Below are 18889 nucleotides of genomic sequence, written 5' to 3'. Positions count from 1 at the left end.
CCCATGGCCTACGACGCGCCCGTCAGCGAACTTGTCTTCGCGCTGGAGGCCCATGCAGGAATTTCAAAGCTCGAGGGGCTGGCAGATTTCGCTGCCTATGATCCCGACCTTGTCGTCCCGATCCTCGAGGAAGCCGCAAAGCTCGCCCGCGATGTCCTCGCGCCCCTGAACCCGGTCGGCGACCGGCACGGGGCGGTGCTCACCGATGACGGCGTTGTCGCCCCGCCGGGCTTTGCCGATGCCTATACCGCTTTCCGGGAAGGCGGCTGGATGGGTCTTTCCGTGCCAGAGGAATGGGGCGGGCAGGGGCTGCCGAAAGTCCTCGCCCTGGCGGTCATGGAAATGTTCCACGGCGCCAACATGGCCTTCGGCCTCTGCCCGATGCTGAGCTTCGGCGCCATCGAGGCGCTCCTCGCTCATGGCACACCGGAGCAGCAGGCCGCCTACCTGCCGAAGCTCGTCTCCGGCGAATGGACCGGCACGATGAACCTCACAGAGCCGCAGGCCGGCAGCGATGTCGGCGCGCTCAAGACCAGGGCCGTACCCTTGGACGATGGCAGCTACGCCATCAGCGGCCAGAAGATCTACATCACCTGGGGCGATCACGAGATGGCGGAGAACATCATCCATCTCGTCCTCGCCCGCCTGCCGGATGCCCCGGCCGGCTCGCGCGGCATCTCGCTCTTCCTTGTGCCGAAATTCATTCCGCAGGCGGACGGAACACCGGGCGCGCGCAACGGCGTTCGCTGCATCGGCCTCGAGAAGAAGATGGGCATCCATGGCAGCCCGACCTGCGTGATGGAATACACAGACGCCAAAGGCTGGCTGATCGGCGAGGTCAACAAGGGGCTCGCCTGCATGTTCACGATGATGAACTCCGCCCGCCTGAATGTCGGCCTCGAAGGCGTTGCGGTGGGCGAAGCGGCTTACCAGACCGCCTTCGCCTATGCCCAGGAACGCAAGCAGGGCCGCGTCGAGAGCGTCACCGGCCCGGCGCCGATCCTCCACCATGCCGATGTGCGCCGTACCCTGACGACCATGCGCGCCCGCGTCGCAGCCGCCCGCGCCATTTGCTATGCCTGCGCTGTCGCAGCTGACCTCTCCCATGCCGCACCGGACGCCGAAACCCGCGCCGCGGCGCGCGTGCGCGAAGACCTGCTGACCCCCATCGCCAAGGCGTGGAGCACGGATATGGGCGTCGATGTCGCCAGTCTCGGCGTGCAGGTGCATGGCGGCATGGGCTTCATGAACGAAACCCTCGCCGCCCAGCTTTACCGCGACGCCCGCATCGCGCCCATCTATGAAGGCACCAACGGCATCCAGGCCATCGACCTTGTCGGCCGCAAGCTCGCCGGCACGAAAGGCGCGTCCATGCGCGCCATGATCACCGAGATCGAGGAAACCGTGCGCGAGGCGCGCGCCACCAATGATCCGCAACTTGTCCAGATCGCCGACCGGCTGAAAGCCGCCGCTGCCGCGCTGACCGAGGCGAGCGACTGGATGGTCCGCACCCTGCCGGATGAGCCGGAGAAAGCCCTCGCCGGCGCGACCGAATATCTCGCCCTCTCCGGCGATGTCATCGGCGGGCATTTCCTCGCAAGGGGCGCCATCGCCGCCCGCGCGCTTGACCCCGCCCAGCGGGCCCGCCAGCTTGCCCTTGCCGGATACTTCGCCGAAACCGCGCTCGCCGCCGCGCCGGGCCGTGTGCCGGCCATCACCGAAGGCGGCGCACGTTTCATCGAGGGCAGCGAAGCCCTCTTCGGCGTCTGAGACTGTCGGGGCAGGGACGATGAGCTGGAGCAAGACCTATCCCGGCGACGAGCCAATGCGGATCAACAAATGGCTCGCGCTGGAAGGCGTCTGCTCGCGCCGTGAGGCGGATGCGCTGCTGGAAAAAGGCCTGGTGGAACTCGACGGGGTTGCTGTCACCACACCGGGCGAACGCATTAGCAAGGGCCAGACGCTGACGCTGACCAGCGGCGCCTCCCGCCGCCTCGATAATCAGCTCTCTGTCATTCTCAACAAGCCGGTCGGTCTGGTCTCCGGAACGCCCGAGCCCGGTGAGACGCCTGCTATCCGTCTGGTCACGGAGGAAAACCTCAAGGGCAAGGCCCACGCCATTCCGGGCCGCTCGAACCGAATGGCGCCGCTCGGCCGTCTCGACAAGGATTCCCGCGGCCTCCTGATTCTGTCCGAGGACGGAGTGCTCGCCAAGGCGATCATCGGTCCCTTGAGCGAGATGGACAAGGAATACATCGTCCGCGTGAAGGGCGACATCGACGCCGGCAAGATCGAGCGCCTGCGCCATGGGCTCGAACTCGATGGCCGCAAGCTCCGGCCCGCAAAGGTCGAGCGGATGGGCGGCCAGCTTCTCCGCTTCACCCTGAAAGAGGGCCGCAACCGCCAGATCCGGCGGATGTGCGATCTCGTCGATCTGCGCGTGCAGGACCTCCAGCGTATCCGCATTGGCCCCATCGCGCTCGAAAGCCTTCCCGAAGGCAAATGGCGGCCCCTGAGCGCGAAAGAACGCGCCGCGCTGCTCGCCGCCGGGAAGGGGGGCGTTTCAGAAGACGCTGAAGAGGCACCAACCCAACGCTCGCCCCGCCCGCCGCGTCCAGCCCGCCCGGACGGCCCTCGGCCCTCAAGGCCGGCATCCGGCAAGCCGGGTTCAGACAAGCCCCGGCCACCTCGGCCAGGCGCAAAGCCAGCCGGAAAGGCGAGTGCAAAGCCCACCGGAAAACCCGGCCCAAAGGGCAAGCCTCCCCCGCCTGCTGCCCCGTCCGGCGGGCCGAATCCCCTCAAGGGCGCAAAATTCAGGCGCACCAAGCTGCCGCCGCGCCCGCGCACCTCGATCAAATGATCCTTCCCCAGCGTGACGGCTCGACGGGAGGGCTCCTGCGCCTATCCTGCGCCGATGGATGGCTTTCAGACTGAACCGGTTCACCATAAGGGCCTCGTCTTCCCCCTCGGTGAGATGGTACCCGAACTCGGCGAAACGATCCGGCTCGCCCCCGGCATAGAGTGGGCGCGGATGCCGCTGCCGTTCGCGCTGAAATTCATCAATGTCTGGATCCTCGATGACGGCGATGGCTGGACCATCGTGGATACCGGCCTGCCACTTCCCGAAACCAAGGACGCGTGGAAGCGCATCCTCGATTCGCGCGTCACGCCGGAAAAGCCGCTCCGCCGCGTGATGGTCACCCATATGCACCCGGACCATGTCGGCTCGGCTGGCTGGCTCTGCCACAAATACGGCGCTGAGCTCTGGATGAGCCGGCTCGAATACACCTCCTGCCGGATGCTGATTGCGGATACGGGCCGCGAGGCCCCGCAGGCCGGGATTGATTTCTACCGCCGCGCCGCCTGGGGCGAGGACGCCATCGAGAACTACCGCAAGCGCTTCGGCGGCTTCGGCCGGGGTGTCAGCCGGATGCCTGATTCCTTCCGCCGCCTTTCTGATGGCGAGACCTTCCGGATGGCCGGCACGGACTGGCGCGTCATCATGGGGAATGGCCATTCGCCCGAACATGCCTGCCTGTTCAGCCCGGCGCTCAACCTGATGATTTCGGGCGACCAGCTCCTGCCGCGTATCTCCTCCAATGTCTCGGTCCATCCGACAGAGCCAGCAGCCAACCCGCTCGATGACTGGCTGCGCAGCTGCGAGAAGCTCCTCGCCGCCGTGCCGGAAGATTGTTTCATCCTCCCTGCCCATAACGAGCCTTTCACCGGCGCCCATGTACGCCTGAAGCGGCTGATCGAGGGCCATGAAACCTCCCTGACGCGCCTGCGCCAGAAGATGGCTGCAGGCCCAGTGAAAGTGCCGGAGACCTTCACCTCCATCTTCGGCCGCGCCATCGCGCCCGACGAGATGGGCATGGCCACCGGCGAGGCGCTCGCCCACATCAATTACCTGATCCACCGGGGCGAGGTGACCGCCCGCCCCGCTTCCACGGGCGTCACCCTTTACGAACTGGCCTGACCCGGGGGCTGGCACAGGCGGGCCAATAGCAGTCCGCCGGGCCTTTTCGCCTTCGCAGGAGCCGGTTTTTTCGTTTAAGACAGCCCGGTCAGACCGCAATCGAGGTTGGAATGTCACAAGACGAAGCGGCGTTGAGCGAGGCGAAGGCGCCCGCAACCTTCTGGGACAAGGTCCGCCAGGAGCTGCGCGAATGGGGCGCCACGCTGGCCATCGTCGTGCCGGCCTTCCTCCTGTTCACCGGCCTCTTTTACGAGCAGCGGGTGATTCCGTCCGAAAGCATGGTGCCGAGCCTCGAGGTCAGCGACCGGGTGGCCGTCGCCAAGTTCGCCTATGGCTATGGCCGTTTCTCCCTTCCGCTCAGCATCGGGCGCTATCTGCCGCTGGGCGAGGGCCGTTTCTTCCCGCGCACGCCAAAGCATGGCGAAGTCGTCGTGTTCGAACATCCCCATACCGGCAAGGTGATGATCAAGCGCGTCATCGGCCTGCCGGGCGACCGGGTACAGATCCTGAACGAGCAGCTGGTCCTGAACGGCCAGCCTGTCGAAGCCAAATTCCTGCGGATGGTGGATTATCTCCCGCACGGCTCGAACATGTCCGACCGCGCTTATGAATGGGAAGAAACCGTCGGGGATATCTCCTGGATCACCCGGCGCGGGGCAGGCGGCCACCCGGTGGATGACACGCTCCTGTTCATCGTGCCCGAAGGCCACATGTTCATGATGGGCGACAACCGCAACAACTCGCTCGACAGCCGCGAACTCTCCGGCCACTGCCCGCCGGTGGACGGCGTGGTCTCCACAGCAGACTGCACGCTGCGCCAGCCCATCGACGAAAACCGTGTCTCGGTCGGCTTCGTGCCGCTCGATCACCTGATCGGCCGGGCCGACACCGTGCTCATGTCCTTCTATCGCTGCCGCATCCTGAATGACGAGCCGTGCAAGAAGCGGCTCTGGCGCGGGCTCTGAAACGGGCCGAAACCATTGCTTGCCCACCGGGTCCAAGCCCGTTAGTGCGGGTCACGGGCAGGGGCGCGGGGCCGCTGCCATGAGCCACCTCCCAGGAACCGCGATGCCCGAACAGACATCGTCAGCACCGGCGCGCGGGCCGATCATCATTTCCCGCCATGGCCGCCCGGCGCTCGACCGGGCCGCAGGCCCGCGGCTGGACTGGCCGGGCTACGTTGACTGGTGGAGCCGCTACGAAGCCGGCGCGCTGGCCGAAGGCCAGCAGGCGCCCGACAGCCTCAAGCAGATCGTCCAGGACGCGAGCATCGTCTTCGCGTCCGGCCGCCTGCGCGCGCAGCAGACCGCCGCCTTCGCCGCCCCGCACCTGCCGGCAATCCATGACCCTCTCTTCAACGAGGCCCCGCTGCCCCCGCCGCAGATCGGCGGCATGAAAGCCCTGCCCAAGACCTGGAATGTCCTTGCCCGTTCTGCCTGGCTGGCCGGTCATGCGATGGACGGCGAATCGATTGGCGAGGCCCGCCAGCGCGCTGCCGCCGCCGCCCAGAAGCTGCACGAAGCCTCCGAAGCCGGAAAGATCTACCTGGCCGCCCATGGCTGGTTCAACCGGATGCTGCGCCCGGAACTGCGCCGCATCGGCTGGGCCTGCGTGCAGGATGGCGGTGACCGCTACTGGAGCTACCGGGTTTACAAATTCCGGGGCCGCTGAGACGCGCGCTGCAAGCTGCTCCCGGCCCGATTCCGGTTGTACCCGCTCATCCCCGGCACTAGACAGGGGAATAAACCGGGCAGAACGGACCAGAAATGGCAGACACCAAGACCAAACCCGTCGACAAGATGAGCTTCGAGGAGGCCCTCGCCGAACTCGAAGGCATCGTCCGCCAGCTTGAAGCCGGCGAGGTCGAACTCGAGAAATCCATCGCCATCTATGAGCGCGGCGCCGCCCTGAAGGCGCATTGCGAAACCCGGCTCAAATCTGCCGAACTCAAGGTCGAACAGATCGTGCAGGGCGCCTCCGGCCCGGCTACAGAACCGGCCGCTTTTGACTAGGGCCCGGCGCGCATGGGGGCTGTAACTAATTTCGAGCAGCGGCTGAAGGAAGTGGCCGACCGGGTGACGGTGGCGCTCGACCAGCTGATCCCGCCCGCCAGCGGCCCCGAGGCGAACCTGATGCGCGCGATGCGCCATGCCGCCCTCGCCAATGGCAAGCGGATGCGGCCCTTCTTCGTGCTGGAAACCGGCGCGATGTTCGGCGCCTCCGAAAAGAGCCTCCTGCGCACTGCTGCGGCGCTCGAATGCGTGCACTGCTACTCCCTCGTCCATGATGACCTTCCCTGTATGGACGACGACGATTTCCGGCGCGGCCAGCCGACCGTCCACAAGGCCTTCGACGAGGCGACTGCCGTGCTGGCAGGCGACGCGCTCCTGACCCTCGCCTTCAAGATCCTCGCCTCCTCGGAGACGCACGAAGACCCCGCCATCCGCGTTCACCTGATCGAGCGCCTGGCCGATGCGGCCGGCGCGCGCGGGATGGTCGGCGGCCAGATGATCGACATGCTGGAAGAGGAAAGCCCACGCGACCTCAACACGATCACCCGGATGCAGCGCCTGAAGACCGGCGCGCTGATCTCTTATGCGATGGAATCAGCCGCCATCATCGGCCACGCCCGCGAGGCGGAGCGCAATGCGCTCGCCGGCTTCGCCAATGATCTCGGCCTTGCCTACCAGATCGCCGATGACATCCTCGACGCCGAGGGCGACGAATCCATCGTCGGCAAAGCCGTCGCCAAGGACAAGGGCGCCGGAAAGGCGAATTTCGTGACACTTCTGGGCGTAGACGGCGCCCGGCAGAGGGTGCGGCTCCTCGCCGCTCAGGCCAAGGAACATCTGGCGATTTTTCGTGACAAGGCCGACATACTCCTGCATTCCGTAGAGTACGTTCTGAACCGGCCCCGTTAGAACCGGCGGATACGTCCGAGGAAATGCCTTGAAGTCATGACAGATATCCGTCCGAACCGCCTGCTCGATTCCATCAATGATCCCTCCGGCCTGAAGGACCTGTCCCGGCAGGATCTGAAGCAACTTGCGCAGGAAGTGCGCGAGGAAGTCATTGATATCGTCTCGGTCACCGGCGGCCATCTCGGCTCAGGCCTCGGCGTGGTCGAGCTTACCGTCGCCATCCATGCCGTGTTCGATGCCCCGGCTGACAAGCTGATCTGGGATGTCGGCCACCAGTGCTATCCCCACAAGATTCTCACCGGCCGCAAGGACCGGATGCGCACCCTTCGCCAGGGCGGCGGTCTCTCCGGCTTCACCAAGCGTTCGGAAAGCGAATACGACCCCTTTGGCGCTGCCCATGCCTCCACCTCGATCTCCGCCGGCCTGGGCTTTGCCAAGGCGCGCGATCTCACCGGCGGCGACAACCATATCATCTGCGTCATCGGTGATGGCTCGATGTCCGCCGGCATGGCCTATGAGGCGATGAACAATGCCGGGGCCGACCGCACCCGGATGATCGTCATTCTGAACGACAATGACATGTCCATCGCCCCGCCGGTCGGCGCGATGAGCCATTACTTCTCCCGCCTCGTTTCCTCGCGGCCCTATCGGGGGCTGCGCCGCATCGCGAAGAAAGTCGTCGGCCCGATGGGCCTCGAATCACCCGCCCGCCGTGCCGAGGAATACCTGCGCGGCTTCGCCATGGGCGGCACGATGTTCGAGGAGATGGGCTTCTACTATGTCGGCCCGGTCGACGGGCACGATCTCGATACGCTGCTGCCGATCCTCGAGAACATCAAGGCGATGCAGGACGGCCCGATCCTCCTGCATGTCGTGACGCAGAAGGGCAAAGGCTACACACCGGCCGAGAACTCCGCCGACAAGTATCACGGCGTCTCGAAATTCTCCGTCGTCACAGGCGAGCAGGCCAAGGGCGCCGCCGGCCCGCCGGCCTATCAGAAGGTCTTCGGCCAGACGCTCGCGAAGCTCGGCGAAACCGATGACCGTATCTGCGCCATCACCGCCGCCATGCCGTCCGGTACCAGCACCGACATCTTCGGCAAGCGCTTCCCGGAGCGACATTTCGATGTCGGCATCGCCGAGCAGCACGCCGTCACCTTCGCCGCCGGCCTTGCCGCAGATGGCATGAAGCCCTTTTGCGCGATCTATTCGACCTTCCTGCAGCGCGGTTATGATCAGGTGGTGCATGATGTCGCCATCCAGCGGCTGCCCGTCCGCTTTGCGATTGACCGCGCCGGTCTCGTCGGCGCCGATGGCGCGACCCATGCCGGCAGCTTTGACATCGGCTATCTCGGCGCACTGCCGGGTATGATCTGCATGGCCGCCGGTGATGAGGCAGACCTTGCCCGCATGGTGAAGACCGCCCTCGAAATCGACGACCGGCCGAGCGCCTTCCGCTATCCGCGCGGGGAGGGGATCGGCGTTGAGATTCCGGACGTGCTGACCGCGCTCGAGATCGGTAAGGGCCGCATCCTGCGCGAGGGCACCTCCATCGCGGTGCTCTCCTATGGCACGCGCCTCGCCGAAACGCTGAAGGCCGCCGACATGCTTGCCGCCCAGGGCCTCAGCGCCACGGTGGCGGACGCCCGCTTCGCCAAGCCGCTCGATACAACCCTAATCGCCCGCCTCGCGCGCGAGCATGAAGTGCTCATTACTATCGAGGAAGGCGCGAAGGGCGGGTTCGGCAGTTTCGTGCTCGAAGAACTGGCCAATAGCGGCGCGCTCGACAGAGGCCTGAAGGTCCGCGTGATGACCCTGCCGGACATTTTCCAGGACCAGGACACGCCGGCCGCGATGTATGATTTTGCCGGCCTCACCGCCCGCCACATCGCCGCCCGGGCCATCGAGGCCCTCGGGCGCGGCGACCTTGCGGCCATCGAGCGTCTCGCCACAGCCTGACGGGCCAAACCCCGCCACGATTGCCCCCAGATCATCTCAATTATGCCCTGTGCGCGCGCGGTTCTGCGCGATATGGAGAATCTGAAATGTGCCGGGGACGTCTCGGCTTACGCCAAGGAGCCTGACAGATGATGCGTATTCTGACTGCCGCCGCCGTCTCGGCGCTGATGATCACCGCCTGCGCCAGCCAGCCGGAAACGCCGCCGGTGGCCCCGCCGCCCGTGACCGAACTGCCCTCCACCTTCGCGCTGGGCATCGAGACCACGGAAACCCTGACCGCTGCCGGCAACGTTCCTGCAGCGATCCACCGGCTGATGCAGCTGGCCGGCGATCCCAACCTCAGCGCCGCCGAAAAGGCTGAAGTGCTCTACCGCCTCGGGGAACTCAGCGAAGGCCCCGGCGGGTATGACCTCTCCGCCGCTGCCGGCTATTATGACGAAGTGATCCGCGATTTCCCCGGCACCCCCTGGGCCCGGCGCGCCGCCGAAAAGCTGCCTGCAACGCAGGTCCGCATCGAAACCCTCAACGCTGCCCTCGCTTCGCCGGACACGACCCGGATGGAACGGTTCGAGGCCCTGATGGCGCTCGGCCGGCATGAGGACGCGATTGACCTGTTCACCGCCCACGCCCTGCAGCCGGGCAACGAGCCGCTGCTGGCGATGTACCAGATTGGCTATCTGTGTGACGAGCCGAACGTCACCGGCCCGACCTATCGGGTGACAGACCGGGACGGCACGGTACGGTCTGTGCGCGTCTGCGAATTCGGAAAATAGGTCCGGCGCGCCAGCGCCGGGAAGCAACACACCCCTTCGGCCCGTGCCGGAGGGGTGTTTTTCTGGAGGCGCTGCCGGAATTTCGCGTTCCGGCGCGCGCTTGCCGCTGCGGCCCCCTTCAATCGCGGCGCGGAGCGTGGTTGTCTGGAAAAAACAGCCGGATGAGGAAACGCCATGTCATCAGATACCTTGCCGCCGGGCTGGCCGGCTATGTCCATAGACGCCGCCAATGCAGCCCTCGCCGGGCCGGGCTCTCCGGTCGAGCTGGAGGATGCCGTGATCCATGGCATCCCAATGAAGGTCTACAAGAGCGCGCCCCCGACCATCCCATTCATCCTGGAGGCCGCCGCCACGCAGTTCCCGGAGCGCACCTATCTCGTCTACCAGAATGAACGCGTCACTTTCGGCGCCCTGCACCTCGCCGTGCGGCGGCTCGCCGCCGAGCTGCGCGACAGGTACGGCATCCGCAAGGGTGACCGCGTGGCCATCATTATGCGCAACTATCCGCAATGGCCGCTCGGCTTCTATGCCGCCCTCAGCCTTGGCGCGATTGCCACGCCGATGAATTCCTGGTGGACGGGCGAGGAGCTGGAATACGGCCTCTCCTTTGCAGGCGTGAAGCTCGCCATCGCCGATGGCCAGATCTATGAGCGCATCCGCGCCAATCTGGAGCGCCTGCCGGACCTCCAGCACATTCTCATCGCCCGCGACAGCGCCGACCAGATCGCCGATCCGCGCGTCTCATCGCTCGGCGCCATCGTGGGGGACGCCAACAGCTGGGCAGACCTCCCGGATGCCGGCCCGCCGGGTGTCGAGCTGGCTCCAGATGACGACGCCACGATCATGTATACCTCCGGCACAACCGGGAAGCCGAAAGGCGCCCTCGCCACCCACCGCGCTGTCATCTCGAACATGTTCAATTCGATGACCTGCCAGGCGCGGATGTACCTGCGCAAGGGCGAGGCCGTGCCCGCGCCAGACCCCGACGCGATGCGCGCCACCCTTCTGTCGGTGCCGTTCTTCCACGCCACCGGCGCATTCGCGATCCTCATTCCGTCAGCCCTGCGCGGCGACAAGATCGTCTCGATGTATAAATGGGATGCGGGCGACGCCCTCCCCATCATCGAGGCGGAGAAGATCACCTCCATCGGCGGCGTGCCGGCGATTGCCTGGCAACTGCTGGAACATCCCGACCGGGACAAGTACGATCTCTCCTCCATCGCGGTTGTGTCCTATGGCGGCGCGCCCTCGGCGCCGGAGCTGGTCGCAACCATCAAGAAGCGCTTCCCCGAAGCCGCCCCCGGCAATGGCTGGGGCATGACGGAAACCTGCGCGACCGCCACGCTGAACATCGGCGAGGATTATGTGAACCGCCCCTCCAGCGCCGGAGCGCCGCCACTGGCCGTCGAGATCAAGGTCTGCGATCCCGAGGGCAGGGAGCTGCCCCGCGGCGACGTCGGCGAACTCTGGTGCAAGGCCCCGTCGAACTGCCGGCTTTACTGGAACCGGCCCGACGCAACCGCCGAGACATTCCGCAATGGCTGGGTCGTCACCGGCGACCTTGCCCGCATCGATGAGGAAGGCTTCCTCTATCTCGTCGACCGGGCCAAGGACATGCTGATCCGCGGCGGCGAGAACATCTACTGTATCGAGGTCGAGAACGCGCTTTACGACCACCCCGCCGTCATGGACGCCGCCGTGGTCGGCATCCCGCACAAGGTGCTGGGCGAGGAAGTCGGCGCCGTCGTGCAGCTGAAACCCGGCAAGGCCGCGACAGAAGCCGAGCTGCGTGCGCATGTCGCCAGCCAGCTTGCAGCCTTCAAGGTGCCGGTCGAGATCCAGTTCCAGGCCGATCCGCTGCCGCGCAATGCCAATGGCAAGATCATGAAGGCGGAGCTGCGCCAGCGCTTCCGCGATCGGGTGTAACGCGATGACCCTCCGTACACGCCGTATCGGGGACCGGGACGTCTACCCCATCGGCCTCGGCTGCATGAACATCACCCATGCCTATGGCCCGCCCATAGAAGAGGGGGATGCGAAACACCTGCTCCAGCGTGCGCTGGATATCGGCTGCAACTTCCTCGACACCGCCACGATCTACGGCCTCGGCCGCAGCGAGGAGTTGATCGGCGAGGCCCTCGGCCATCGCCGTCAGGACTACTTCCTCGCGAGCAAGTGTGTGCTCGGCTTCAGGGACGGGCAGCGCTATCTTGATGGAAGCCCCGAAGCCATCAAGGCCGCCTGCGAGGCAAGCCTGCAGCGCCTGCACACCGATGTGATTGACCTCTACTACCTTCACCGTCCGGACCCGAAGGTGCCGGTGGAAGACTCCGCCGGCGCGCTGGCCGATCTTGTCCGGGACGGGAAGATCCGCTTCATCGGCCTGTCGGAGATGGGCGAGGAGCAGCTGCGCCGCGCCCACAGCGTGCACCCGGTCGCGGCGCTGCAATCGGAATACTCCCTCTGGGTCCGCAATCCGGAAATCGCGGTGCTGGACGCCTGCGCACAGCTCGGCACGGCGCTCGTGGCCTTCTCACCCGTCGGGCGCGGCTTCCTGGCAGATCCGCCCGCAGACCCGGCGAGCTTCCATCCATCCGACCTGCGCCGAATGATGTTCCCGCGTTTCTCGGAGGCGTATTATCCCGCCAATCTCCCGCTGCTCGATGCGGCGCGCGAAGTCGCCAACGAAGCGGGCTGCACCGTCGCCCAGCTTGCCCTCGCCTGGACATTGGCGAAGGGCGAGCATGTCATCCCGATCCCGGGCACGACTAAGCTCAGCCACCTTGAGGAAAACCACCACGCCGCGACGGTCCAGCTGACGCCGGAGCAGGTTGCGCGCCTCGACGCGCATTTCGCGCCGGAACGCGCCGCCGGCCCGCGCTACAACGCCATGGGGCAGGCGACGGTGACGACCGAGATGTACGAGTTCGAGAAAGCCGCGCATGGCGGATAGGCCGCCCGTCGCGCTGGAAGATCGGGGCGAGAGCGGCGATGGCCGGCGCTATTCGCCGTCTGCCGCGCGCAACCGCGAACCGATCCTCCGTGTGCTGAAGCCCCGCCTGCCGCAACCGGCGCGCCTCCTAGAAATCGCGTCCGGCACCGGCGAGCATGGCGCCTTCCTCAGCGCTGAAATGGAAGGCATCGACTGGACCTATTCCGACATTGACGAAGACAGTCTCGCCAGCCAGCGCGCCTGGCAGGCGATGGACAAGACAGGCCGCCTGCGCGGGCCGCTCACGCTTGATGCGTCTGCGGACGAATGGGGCGAAGCAGAACTTGCCGGAGAGTGGGACGCAATTTTCAGCGCCAACATGATCCACATCGCGCCTTTGGCCGCCGCAGAAGGCCTGATCGCTGGAGCAGGGCGGCTCTTGCGGCCCGGCGGCCTCTTGATCCTCTACGGCCCCTTTGCGCGGGGCGGCGAGATCGCCCCCTCGAATGCAGCATTCGACCAGAGCCTCAAGGCCCGCAATCCCTCATGGGGCGTCCGCGACCTCGACAGCGAACTCCGGCCCATCGCCCACAAGGCAGGGCTGGAGCTTCACGACCTTGTCGACATGCCCGCGAACAACCTCACCGTCTTCTTCCGAAAGACAGTTCAGGAACCGGACGACTGATCTTCTGCGCCCTGATCGGCACCGGCGCGTATTCGCACCGGCCCGTCCGTACGCGGCAGGTGCGTCAGGCTTTCCCGCCGCCGAACCGCTCGGTCCATTCGGCGACCTGTGCATCCTCGATCTTCTGGAACAGGACCTCCGGCGGGGTGATCGCATGGCCATGGGGCAGGGCATCGAGCAGGCCCTTGTCCTGCCAGTCCGGCCATGTGCGGTTGCCTTCGGGAATGCCGAGCGCATCGAGCACTTTCTTCGCCGCCTCCGGAATGATCGGCTGGGCAATGATCGCAAAGATCGCGGCAAGGTTCAGCCCCGCGCGCACGCCGACCGCTGCGCCGTCCACATCGGACTTGTACTTCACCCAGGGCTCCGCCTTGGTGAGGTATTCGTTCCCCGCCGCCCAGATCGCGCGCGTTTCGGCCGCCGCCTTGCGGAACTCCATCGCCTCATAATGCGCGCTCAGCGCCTTCAGCCGTTCGGCAAGTTCGCGCTCCATCCACGCTTCCGCCTCGCCGGGCGTGCCGGCCTCCGGCACTTTCCCATCGAATTTCGAAGCGCAATATTTGGTAATCCGGTTGACGAAATTGCCAAGCACATTCGCAAGGTCGGAATTCACCGCCGCCTGGAACCCTTCCCAGGTGAAGGCCGCGTCAGAGCCTTCCGGCGCATTGGCGATGAGATACCAACGCCAGTAATCCGCAGGCAGAAGATCCAGCGCCTGATCCATGAACACGCCGCGCTTCTGACTGGTAGAGAACTTGCCCCCATACCAGGTCACCCAGTTGAAGGCCTTCAGCTTGTCCACCGTCTTCCACGGCTCGCCCGAACCGAGCAACGTCACCGGGAAGCTCACCGTATGGAAGGCCACGTTGTCCTTGCCCATGAACTGAACGTATTCGGTCTCGTCCGCGCCCTTGTCGCGCTTCCACAAGACCTCCCAGTCCTTGCCAGTTGCCTCGGCCCATTCCTGCGTGGCGGAGATGTAGCCGATCGGCGCATCGAACCAGACATAGAACACCTTGTTCTCGAATCCGGGGCGCGGATTTCCGTCCGTATCCGTCACTTTCACGCCCCAGCTGAGGTCGCGCGTGATCGAACGGGCGATCAGGCCTTCGTCCAGCCATTTGTTGGCAATCGACACCGCCAGCTGCGGCCAGTTTGCGCCTTTCTCGTTCACCCAGGCGCGGATCGTGTCCTGCATCCCGGTCTGTTTGAGATAGAGGTGCACGGTGTCGCGCACCTCGATGTTCCGGCTGCCGGAAACGGCGGAGTAGGGGTTCTTGAGGTCCGTCGGGTCGAGCAGGCGGCCGCAGCTGTCACACTGGTCGCCGCGCGCCTTCTCATAGCCGCAATGCGGGCAGGTGCCCTCCACATAGCGGTCGGGCAGGAAGCGGCCATCATCGACAGAGTAAACCTGTTTGGACGTGCGTTCCTCGATCAGACCCTTCTGCTCCAGCATCTGCGCAAAATGCTGCGTCAGCGCGTGGTTCGCGGGCCGCGAGGTGCGCCCGAACCAGTCATAGGAGAGGTTGAAGCCTTCGCCGGCCCTGCGCTGGATCTCATACTGCTCGTCGCAATATTGCTGCACGCTCTGCCCGGCGGCCTGCGCGGCGAGCTCGGCCGGCGTGCCATGCTCATCGGTCGCGCAGATATAGGTCACATCATGACCCTTCAGGCGCATCACCCGCGCATACACATCCGCCGGCAGCATCGATCCGGCGAGGTTACCGAGATGTTTGACGCCGTTGATATAGGGCAGGGCGGACGTGATCAGGATGCGCCGGGGCTGGGTCATAGGGACTTTCAGGGCTGCAGTTGCGAACTGCGCCTTTTAACGCCCCCGGAGGTAAAGGAAAGCTCTAGGCGCGGCCCCAATAGGTCACACGGCGCAGCAGCACCTCCATCGGCCCCCGCGCGGCAAAGCTGCGCCAAAGCCCTGTAAATACGAGGGAGGCGAGGGCGACCAACGCGGCCGTGCCGATGGCCTGACCGGCGGTCATCTGGCCATACTGGCCGAGGCCATAGGCGGTGAAGATCAGCGAGAAGATCACCGATTGCAGCAGGTAAGCGGTCAGCGAGGCCGATCCCGCCCGGGCGAGGAAACGCCGGATGGGGCCCGGCTCACCTGTGGAAATCGACGCGATCAGTCCCGCATAGCCCAGCGAGGAAAAGGCCGAGAACGCCATGACAACCCCGGAGCCCAGCATGAACTGGCTGCCCGTCGAGGACGGCGCCTGCATCAGCATCCACCCGCCTGCAAAGCTGCCCACGAGCCCGATCGGCAGGAACACACGCCGTGACAGGCGCCAGATCGGCGCATCCGGATTGTCGATCACACCATTCTTGACGGCCGCAAGCCCGAAACAGAAGAAACCGAACGTGGCGATCCCTTGCGTCAACAGAACGGTGGGCAGGAACATGGGCAGTTGGCTGGCCCGCCAGGCCGCCGCATCCGCAAAACTCCCAGCCCCCAGCGCCGCCAGCGCGGCTTCGGTCATCGGGCTGTAATCGAATACCATCTGCTCCGGCGCGTAGGTCTCGCCAAGCAGCATCAGGCCGCCAAGTGAGAGCATCAATGCCGTGTTGACCGCAATGAGGATGATGCCCACGCGTACCAGCGTCTTCGGGCTCGTGCCGCGCATCGCAAACAGGATGCAGCCGAGCAGGCCATAGGTCAGCAGGATGTCGCCGATCCAGAAGAAGATGAAGTGCAGGATACCCAGCCCGATCAGCGCGCCCATCCGCCGGAAATAACGGGGCGCAAACTGTGCGCCCGCCCGCTCCGCCGCGTAGAGCTGGTAGGCGAGGCCCGCCCCGAACATCGTCGAGAACAGGGGATAGGACTTCATCAGGAACAGGCCGGTCATGCCCAGGAAGGCCGCCTGGTCGAGCGGCTGGTCGAGCCCGCCATCAACGAAACCGGTGGTCATCGGCTGCGAGAACAGCATCACATTGACCGCTGCAATGCCGAACAGGGCAAAAGCGCGGATCAGGTCCGGCATCAGCGCGCGGCCAGTGGAAGCGCCTGTAGAAACGCCCGTGGAAACAGATGTCTCAGCCATGATGTCTCCCCCGGATTTTATCGTAAATCGATGAATACCTCATCCGGGACACACCGGCAAGCGAAGGTTTCCCGGCTGGCGCTTGCGGCTTGCGCCTCCCGGCCCTTTCCGCTAACGCCAGCTTCGTGCCGGCTTAGCTCAGCTGGTAGAGCATCTGATTTGTAATCAGAGGGTCGCGGGTTCGAGTCCTGCAGCCGGCACCATTAAAAACAAGGCCTTGGCGGGTTCTTTGGTCATCTTATAGCCGCTCGGTCCAGAAAATCGTGCCATATTCGTGCCAAATCACTTCACAGCAGCGCGAAGTCGTCGCGCTGTCGCCCGCTCAAGCATCCCCAGGAGCTTCTCATACTGCCGTGTCAGCCGCTCATCGAGTTGCATCAGCCGGTCCATCCGGTGCGGGTCGAGGCTCTCGCCCCAGGCCTGAAGACGCACGGTGGGGCCAGCCTGAGCACCCGCACGATGTTTGCGGAAAAAGGGCAGCACTTCGATGGACAGAAACCGCAGCAGGCTTTCGCGGTCCTGGTTGTACTTCTCCTCGGTCTCGCAGGTTTCCAAAAACCATTCGGCAGTTTCTTCCGGCAGGCATGCGAACGCCTGTGCAAAGCAATCCGCGCCATCAGCTTCGAGCAGGCTTTCGGCGGTCTCCGCTTGCTCCACCATGCCGGCCCACATCTGCTCGGTTTCGGCGTCGTCTTCGTCTTCATTCTTGATGGCCCCGGCTGAAGAAATCTCCGGCCGCGTGCCCCCTGAAACTGCAAGTGCTCGCCGAGACAGGCTATCGCGGCATTCTCCGCTGGTGCGGTTATCCAGGCTCGCCATGTGGAGGGCCCGCTCGCCGAGTACCAGGCGCCGCCGGCGCCAGTCACACCAGACCAGCTGTTCGAGGACATGCCGCGCCGCCGGGCATCCCGGAGGGTAGGCGATGAAGTACTCTTCCCTCAGCTGGCCGAACGCTTCGGCATCCTCCCAGGGCAGCAGCGCTGTTTCATAGGGCGACGGCGGCAGGGTATTCGGGATCAAGACAGCCTGTTCGCTCATATTCGTCTACCTCCAGAAATCGCCGCGGTTCTGTGATCCGCTGATCCGGGCTGAGTGGTTCCCAGTGCGCCGCTGCATCCGGTTCAGCAGCACAAGCATGTCGTCATACACCTCCGCTTCAGCCGCATGGATCTGCTCGCTGATCCGCTCGAACGTCTTCCGGTGCATGCCTTTCGGTTTTGGTCCGATGCAGTCGCCGAGACCGATCTCCGCGCCCAGCTTACGGCGAAGCTTCTGGTTCTTGCGTGTAGCGCGGTTGCCCGGCCGTTCCTGCGTCGAGGCGTGCACCAGGTTGTGACACGTCCGGCAAAGGTAGCGCACGCCCCCGCCATACAGCCGCTTCACGGTGCAGGCACAGCGCGGGCAGAGGAAATAGGTCTCGCATCCTCCGAAGTGGCGTTCGTGGTGGCGCAGTGCGACGCGTTCCTCGTGCTGCTGCCAGGGACCGTCGCCGCGCTTCCAGGAATAGACCAGCGTGATAGCGTCCTCGCCGCCGATTGCTTTCAACGAGGGGCCAGGAGCGCCATCGCTTCCCTTCCAGTAGAGGTGCGAGATATTGCCCGTCCGGCACAATCCCCGTCGCTTCAGGTCCGATGCATCCAGCCGGTACTGGCCTTCGACAATGCGTCGCCCCTTGCTGTTGTGACCGCCTGATCCAAGCCCGCCCATGCCATCTGCCTCCGGAGTTTGCCCAGATCGGTTGGCAAGTTGCGGCTAATGTCAAATACGGTTCCGGGGGTGTTCGTGGACGTTCGGTGGGAGTAGGACAAAATCGCTGCACAAGAACGAGGCCAGTAAATTGAGGATCGTGAACTGGAATATCGCGCGGCATGCTCCCTCATCATGGCAGGCCCGGTCCTTGCTCGCAGAAATCCAGCAGCTCAATCCCGACCTCGTATGCCTGACCGAAGCGTGGAACGCATCTGCGGCGCCGCTCGGGGGCTATGCCATCTCAGCGCCCGGCGTTGCCTGGAGCGACGAGCATCCAGATGAACGCAAAGTGGTGCTGTGGTCGCAGAACAGCTGGGGCGGCATCGAGCTTATTGAACAACTTGAGACGACCGGCAGCGCCATTACAGGGACCACACTGTTTGCAGGCAAGCTGGTACGGATCGTCGGTGTGTGCATCCCGTACAACTTCGCAAGTCCCGTCAGCCAGGAAACGCGCGCAAAGCCGTGGACCCAGCACGAGCGCTTCCTGGAAGACCTCGCACCACTGCTCCGGCGATGGCGGGATCAAGGACCTGTCATCGTGCTCGGCGACTTCAACCAATTCATCCCGCGGGTCTGGGGCCCGAAGCGCTCGTATGAACTTCTGGAGGCGGCCTTTGCAGGATACAGGATCGTGACTGCGGGGGAGATCGAGAGCGTTGGCGCCAGGGCCATCGACCATGTTGCTGGAGCCGGAGACGTCCAGGTGATAAAAGTGTACGGTCTTCCCGCCGAGTTGGCCGACGGCCGGAAGCGATCAGACCACTTCGGCGTTGTAGTCGATTTCGACGTGATGAAGTCGGCACAAAACTCGGTCCAGACCTGACTTGAG

The 18889-nt window shown here is 65.0% G+C and carries 17 protein-coding genes and 1 tRNA gene; 14 read left to right on the top strand and 4 right to left on the bottom strand.

Annotation, left to right across the window (positions count from 1 at the left end; all coding sequences use genetic code 11):
• Window positions 1-3 precede the first annotated feature (3 nt).
• From ACK4SV_RS06635 to ACK4SV_RS06580, 12 genes are all read left to right on the top strand, one after another.
• Window positions 4-1770: an acyl-CoA dehydrogenase gene (locus ACK4SV_RS06635; RefSeq protein ID WP_409917026.1), complete on the top strand. Its 1767-nt coding sequence runs from the start codon at window positions 4-6 to the stop codon at window positions 1768-1770.
• 19 nt (window positions 1771-1789) lie between these two features.
• Entirely contained in the window at window positions 1790-2860 is a 1071-nt protein-coding gene (locus ACK4SV_RS06630) for a pseudouridine synthase (RefSeq protein WP_409917025.1), read from the top strand.
• Between the two features lie 12 nt (window positions 2861-2872).
• The gene (locus ACK4SV_RS06625) at window positions 2873-3979 is read left to right on the top strand and encodes an MBL fold metallo-hydrolase (protein WP_409917024.1); all 1107 of its coding nucleotides are present in this window, start codon (window positions 2873-2875) and stop codon (window positions 3977-3979) included.
• A gap of 110 nt (window positions 3980-4089) precedes the next feature.
• Window positions 4090-4944, top strand: a complete 855-nt coding sequence (gene lepB / locus ACK4SV_RS06620) for a signal peptidase I (RefSeq protein ID WP_409917023.1) — start codon at window positions 4090-4092, stop codon at window positions 4942-4944.
• A 103-nt stretch (window positions 4945-5047) separates the two neighbouring features.
• Window positions 5048-5650, top strand: a complete 603-nt coding sequence (locus ACK4SV_RS06615; RefSeq protein WP_409917022.1) for a histidine phosphatase family protein — start codon at window positions 5048-5050, stop codon at window positions 5648-5650.
• 95 nt (window positions 5651-5745) lie between these two features.
• A complete protein-coding gene (locus ACK4SV_RS06610; protein WP_409917021.1) occupies window positions 5746-5991 on the top strand; it encodes an exodeoxyribonuclease VII small subunit in 246 nt (81 codons plus the stop codon).
• Between the two features lie 12 nt (window positions 5992-6003).
• Entirely contained in the window at window positions 6004-6900 is an 897-nt protein-coding gene (locus ACK4SV_RS06605; protein ID WP_409917020.1) for a polyprenyl synthetase family protein, read from the top strand.
• Window positions 6901-6936: 36 nt separating this feature from the next.
• On the top strand, window positions 6937-8859 hold the full coding sequence (dxs, locus tag ACK4SV_RS06600; RefSeq protein ID WP_409917019.1) for a 1-deoxy-D-xylulose-5-phosphate synthase: 1923 nt from the start codon (window positions 6937-6939) through the stop codon (window positions 8857-8859).
• Between the two features lie 128 nt (window positions 8860-8987).
• Complete coding sequence (locus ACK4SV_RS06595; protein ID WP_409917018.1) at window positions 8988-9632, top strand: hypothetical protein; 645 nt, start codon at window positions 8988-8990, stop codon at window positions 9630-9632.
• A 174-nt stretch (window positions 9633-9806) separates the two neighbouring features.
• Window positions 9807-11558, top strand: a complete 1752-nt coding sequence (locus ACK4SV_RS06590; protein ID WP_409917017.1) for a class I adenylate-forming enzyme family protein — start codon at window positions 9807-9809, stop codon at window positions 11556-11558.
• Between the two features lie 4 nt (window positions 11559-11562).
• A complete protein-coding gene (locus ACK4SV_RS06585) occupies window positions 11563-12585 on the top strand; it encodes an aldo/keto reductase (protein ID WP_409917016.1) in 1023 nt (340 codons plus the stop codon).
• The gene (locus ACK4SV_RS06580; protein WP_409917015.1) at window positions 12575-13249 is read left to right on the top strand and encodes a DUF938 domain-containing protein; all 675 of its coding nucleotides are present in this window, start codon (window positions 12575-12577) and stop codon (window positions 13247-13249) included. Before ACK4SV_RS06585 ends, ACK4SV_RS06580 begins: the two co-directional genes overlap by 11 nt.
• A gap of 64 nt (window positions 13250-13313) precedes the next feature.
• Here ACK4SV_RS06580 and metG read toward each other — a convergent pair whose 3' ends face one another.
• A complete protein-coding gene (gene metG, locus ACK4SV_RS06575; RefSeq protein WP_409917014.1) occupies window positions 13314-15041 on the bottom strand; it encodes a methionine--tRNA ligase in 1728 nt (575 codons plus the stop codon).
• A 64-nt stretch (window positions 15042-15105) separates the two neighbouring features.
• A complete protein-coding gene (locus ACK4SV_RS06570) occupies window positions 15106-16308 on the bottom strand; it encodes a DUF418 domain-containing protein (protein WP_409917013.1) in 1203 nt (400 codons plus the stop codon).
• Between the two features lie 127 nt (window positions 16309-16435).
• Here ACK4SV_RS06570 and ACK4SV_RS06565 point away from each other — a divergent pair.
• A tRNA-Thr gene (locus tag ACK4SV_RS06565) sits at window positions 16436-16511 on the top strand.
• 79 nt (window positions 16512-16590) lie between these two features.
• Here the strand turns inward: ACK4SV_RS06565 and ACK4SV_RS06560 are convergent.
• Together ACK4SV_RS06560 and ACK4SV_RS06555 are read right to left on the bottom strand one after the other, a co-directional pair.
• Window positions 16591-17346, bottom strand: coding sequence for a hypothetical protein (locus ACK4SV_RS06560; protein WP_409917012.1), 756 nt, complete (start codon window positions 17344-17346; stop codon window positions 16591-16593).
• Window positions 17347-17352: 6 nt separating this feature from the next.
• Window positions 17353-18015: a hypothetical protein gene (locus ACK4SV_RS06555; protein WP_409917011.1), complete on the bottom strand. Its 663-nt coding sequence runs from the start codon at window positions 18013-18015 to the stop codon at window positions 17353-17355.
• A gap of 139 nt (window positions 18016-18154) precedes the next feature.
• Here ACK4SV_RS06555 and ACK4SV_RS06550 point away from each other — a divergent pair, with 139 nt between their 5' ends.
• A complete protein-coding gene (locus ACK4SV_RS06550; protein ID WP_409917010.1) occupies window positions 18155-18883 on the top strand; it encodes an endonuclease/exonuclease/phosphatase family protein in 729 nt (242 codons plus the stop codon).
• The last annotated feature ends 6 nt before the right edge of the window (window positions 18884-18889 follow it).

Origin of the sequence: Hyphomonas sp., assembly GCF_046313735.1 — a bacterium.
Taxonomy (GTDB): domain Bacteria; phylum Pseudomonadota; class Alphaproteobacteria; order Caulobacterales; family Hyphomonadaceae; genus Hyphomonas.
Note: the sequence above shows the minus strand (reverse complement) of the source record. Positions and strands in the feature narration are given on the sequence as shown.

What these genes read in the sequence shown, in the direction of transcription:
- ACK4SV_RS06635 (WP_409917026.1), top strand. Translation starts at nt 4, where the DNA reads ATGGCCTACGACGCGCCCGTCAGCGAACTTGTCTTCGCGCTGGAGGCC.
- ACK4SV_RS06555 (WP_409917011.1), bottom strand. Translation starts at nt 18,015, where the DNA reads ATGGGCGGGCTTGGATCAGGCGGTCACAACAGCAAGGGGCGACGCATT.
- ACK4SV_RS06615 (WP_409917022.1), top strand. Translation starts at nt 5,048, where the DNA reads ATGCCCGAACAGACATCGTCAGCACCGGCGCGCGGGCCGATCATCATT.
- dxs (WP_409917019.1), top strand. Translation starts at nt 6,937, where the DNA reads ATGACAGATATCCGTCCGAACCGCCTGCTCGATTCCATCAATGATCCC.
- ACK4SV_RS06610 (WP_409917021.1), top strand. Translation starts at nt 5,746, where the DNA reads ATGGCAGACACCAAGACCAAACCCGTCGACAAGATGAGCTTCGAGGAG.
- ACK4SV_RS06585 (WP_409917016.1), top strand. Translation starts at nt 11,563, where the DNA reads ATGACCCTCCGTACACGCCGTATCGGGGACCGGGACGTCTACCCCATC.
- ACK4SV_RS06580 (WP_409917015.1), top strand. Translation starts at nt 12,575, where the DNA reads ATGGCGGATAGGCCGCCCGTCGCGCTGGAAGATCGGGGCGAGAGCGGC.
- ACK4SV_RS06595 (WP_409917018.1), top strand. Translation starts at nt 8,988, where the DNA reads ATGATGCGTATTCTGACTGCCGCCGCCGTCTCGGCGCTGATGATCACC.
- ACK4SV_RS06605 (WP_409917020.1), top strand. Translation starts at nt 6,004, where the DNA reads ATGGGGGCTGTAACTAATTTCGAGCAGCGGCTGAAGGAAGTGGCCGAC.
- lepB (WP_409917023.1), top strand. Translation starts at nt 4,090, where the DNA reads ATGTCACAAGACGAAGCGGCGTTGAGCGAGGCGAAGGCGCCCGCAACC.
- ACK4SV_RS06570 (WP_409917013.1), bottom strand. Translation starts at nt 16,308, where the DNA reads ATGGCTGAGACATCTGTTTCCACGGGCGTTTCTACAGGCGCTTCCACT.
- ACK4SV_RS06590 (WP_409917017.1), top strand. Translation starts at nt 9,807, where the DNA reads ATGTCATCAGATACCTTGCCGCCGGGCTGGCCGGCTATGTCCATAGAC.
- metG (WP_409917014.1), bottom strand. Translation starts at nt 15,041, where the DNA reads ATGACCCAGCCCCGGCGCATCCTGATCACGTCCGCCCTGCCCTATATC.
- ACK4SV_RS06630 (WP_409917025.1), top strand. Translation starts at nt 1,790, where the DNA reads ATGAGCTGGAGCAAGACCTATCCCGGCGACGAGCCAATGCGGATCAAC.
- ACK4SV_RS06560 (WP_409917012.1), bottom strand. Translation starts at nt 17,346, where the DNA reads ATGAGCGAACAGGCTGTCTTGATCCCGAATACCCTGCCGCCGTCGCCC.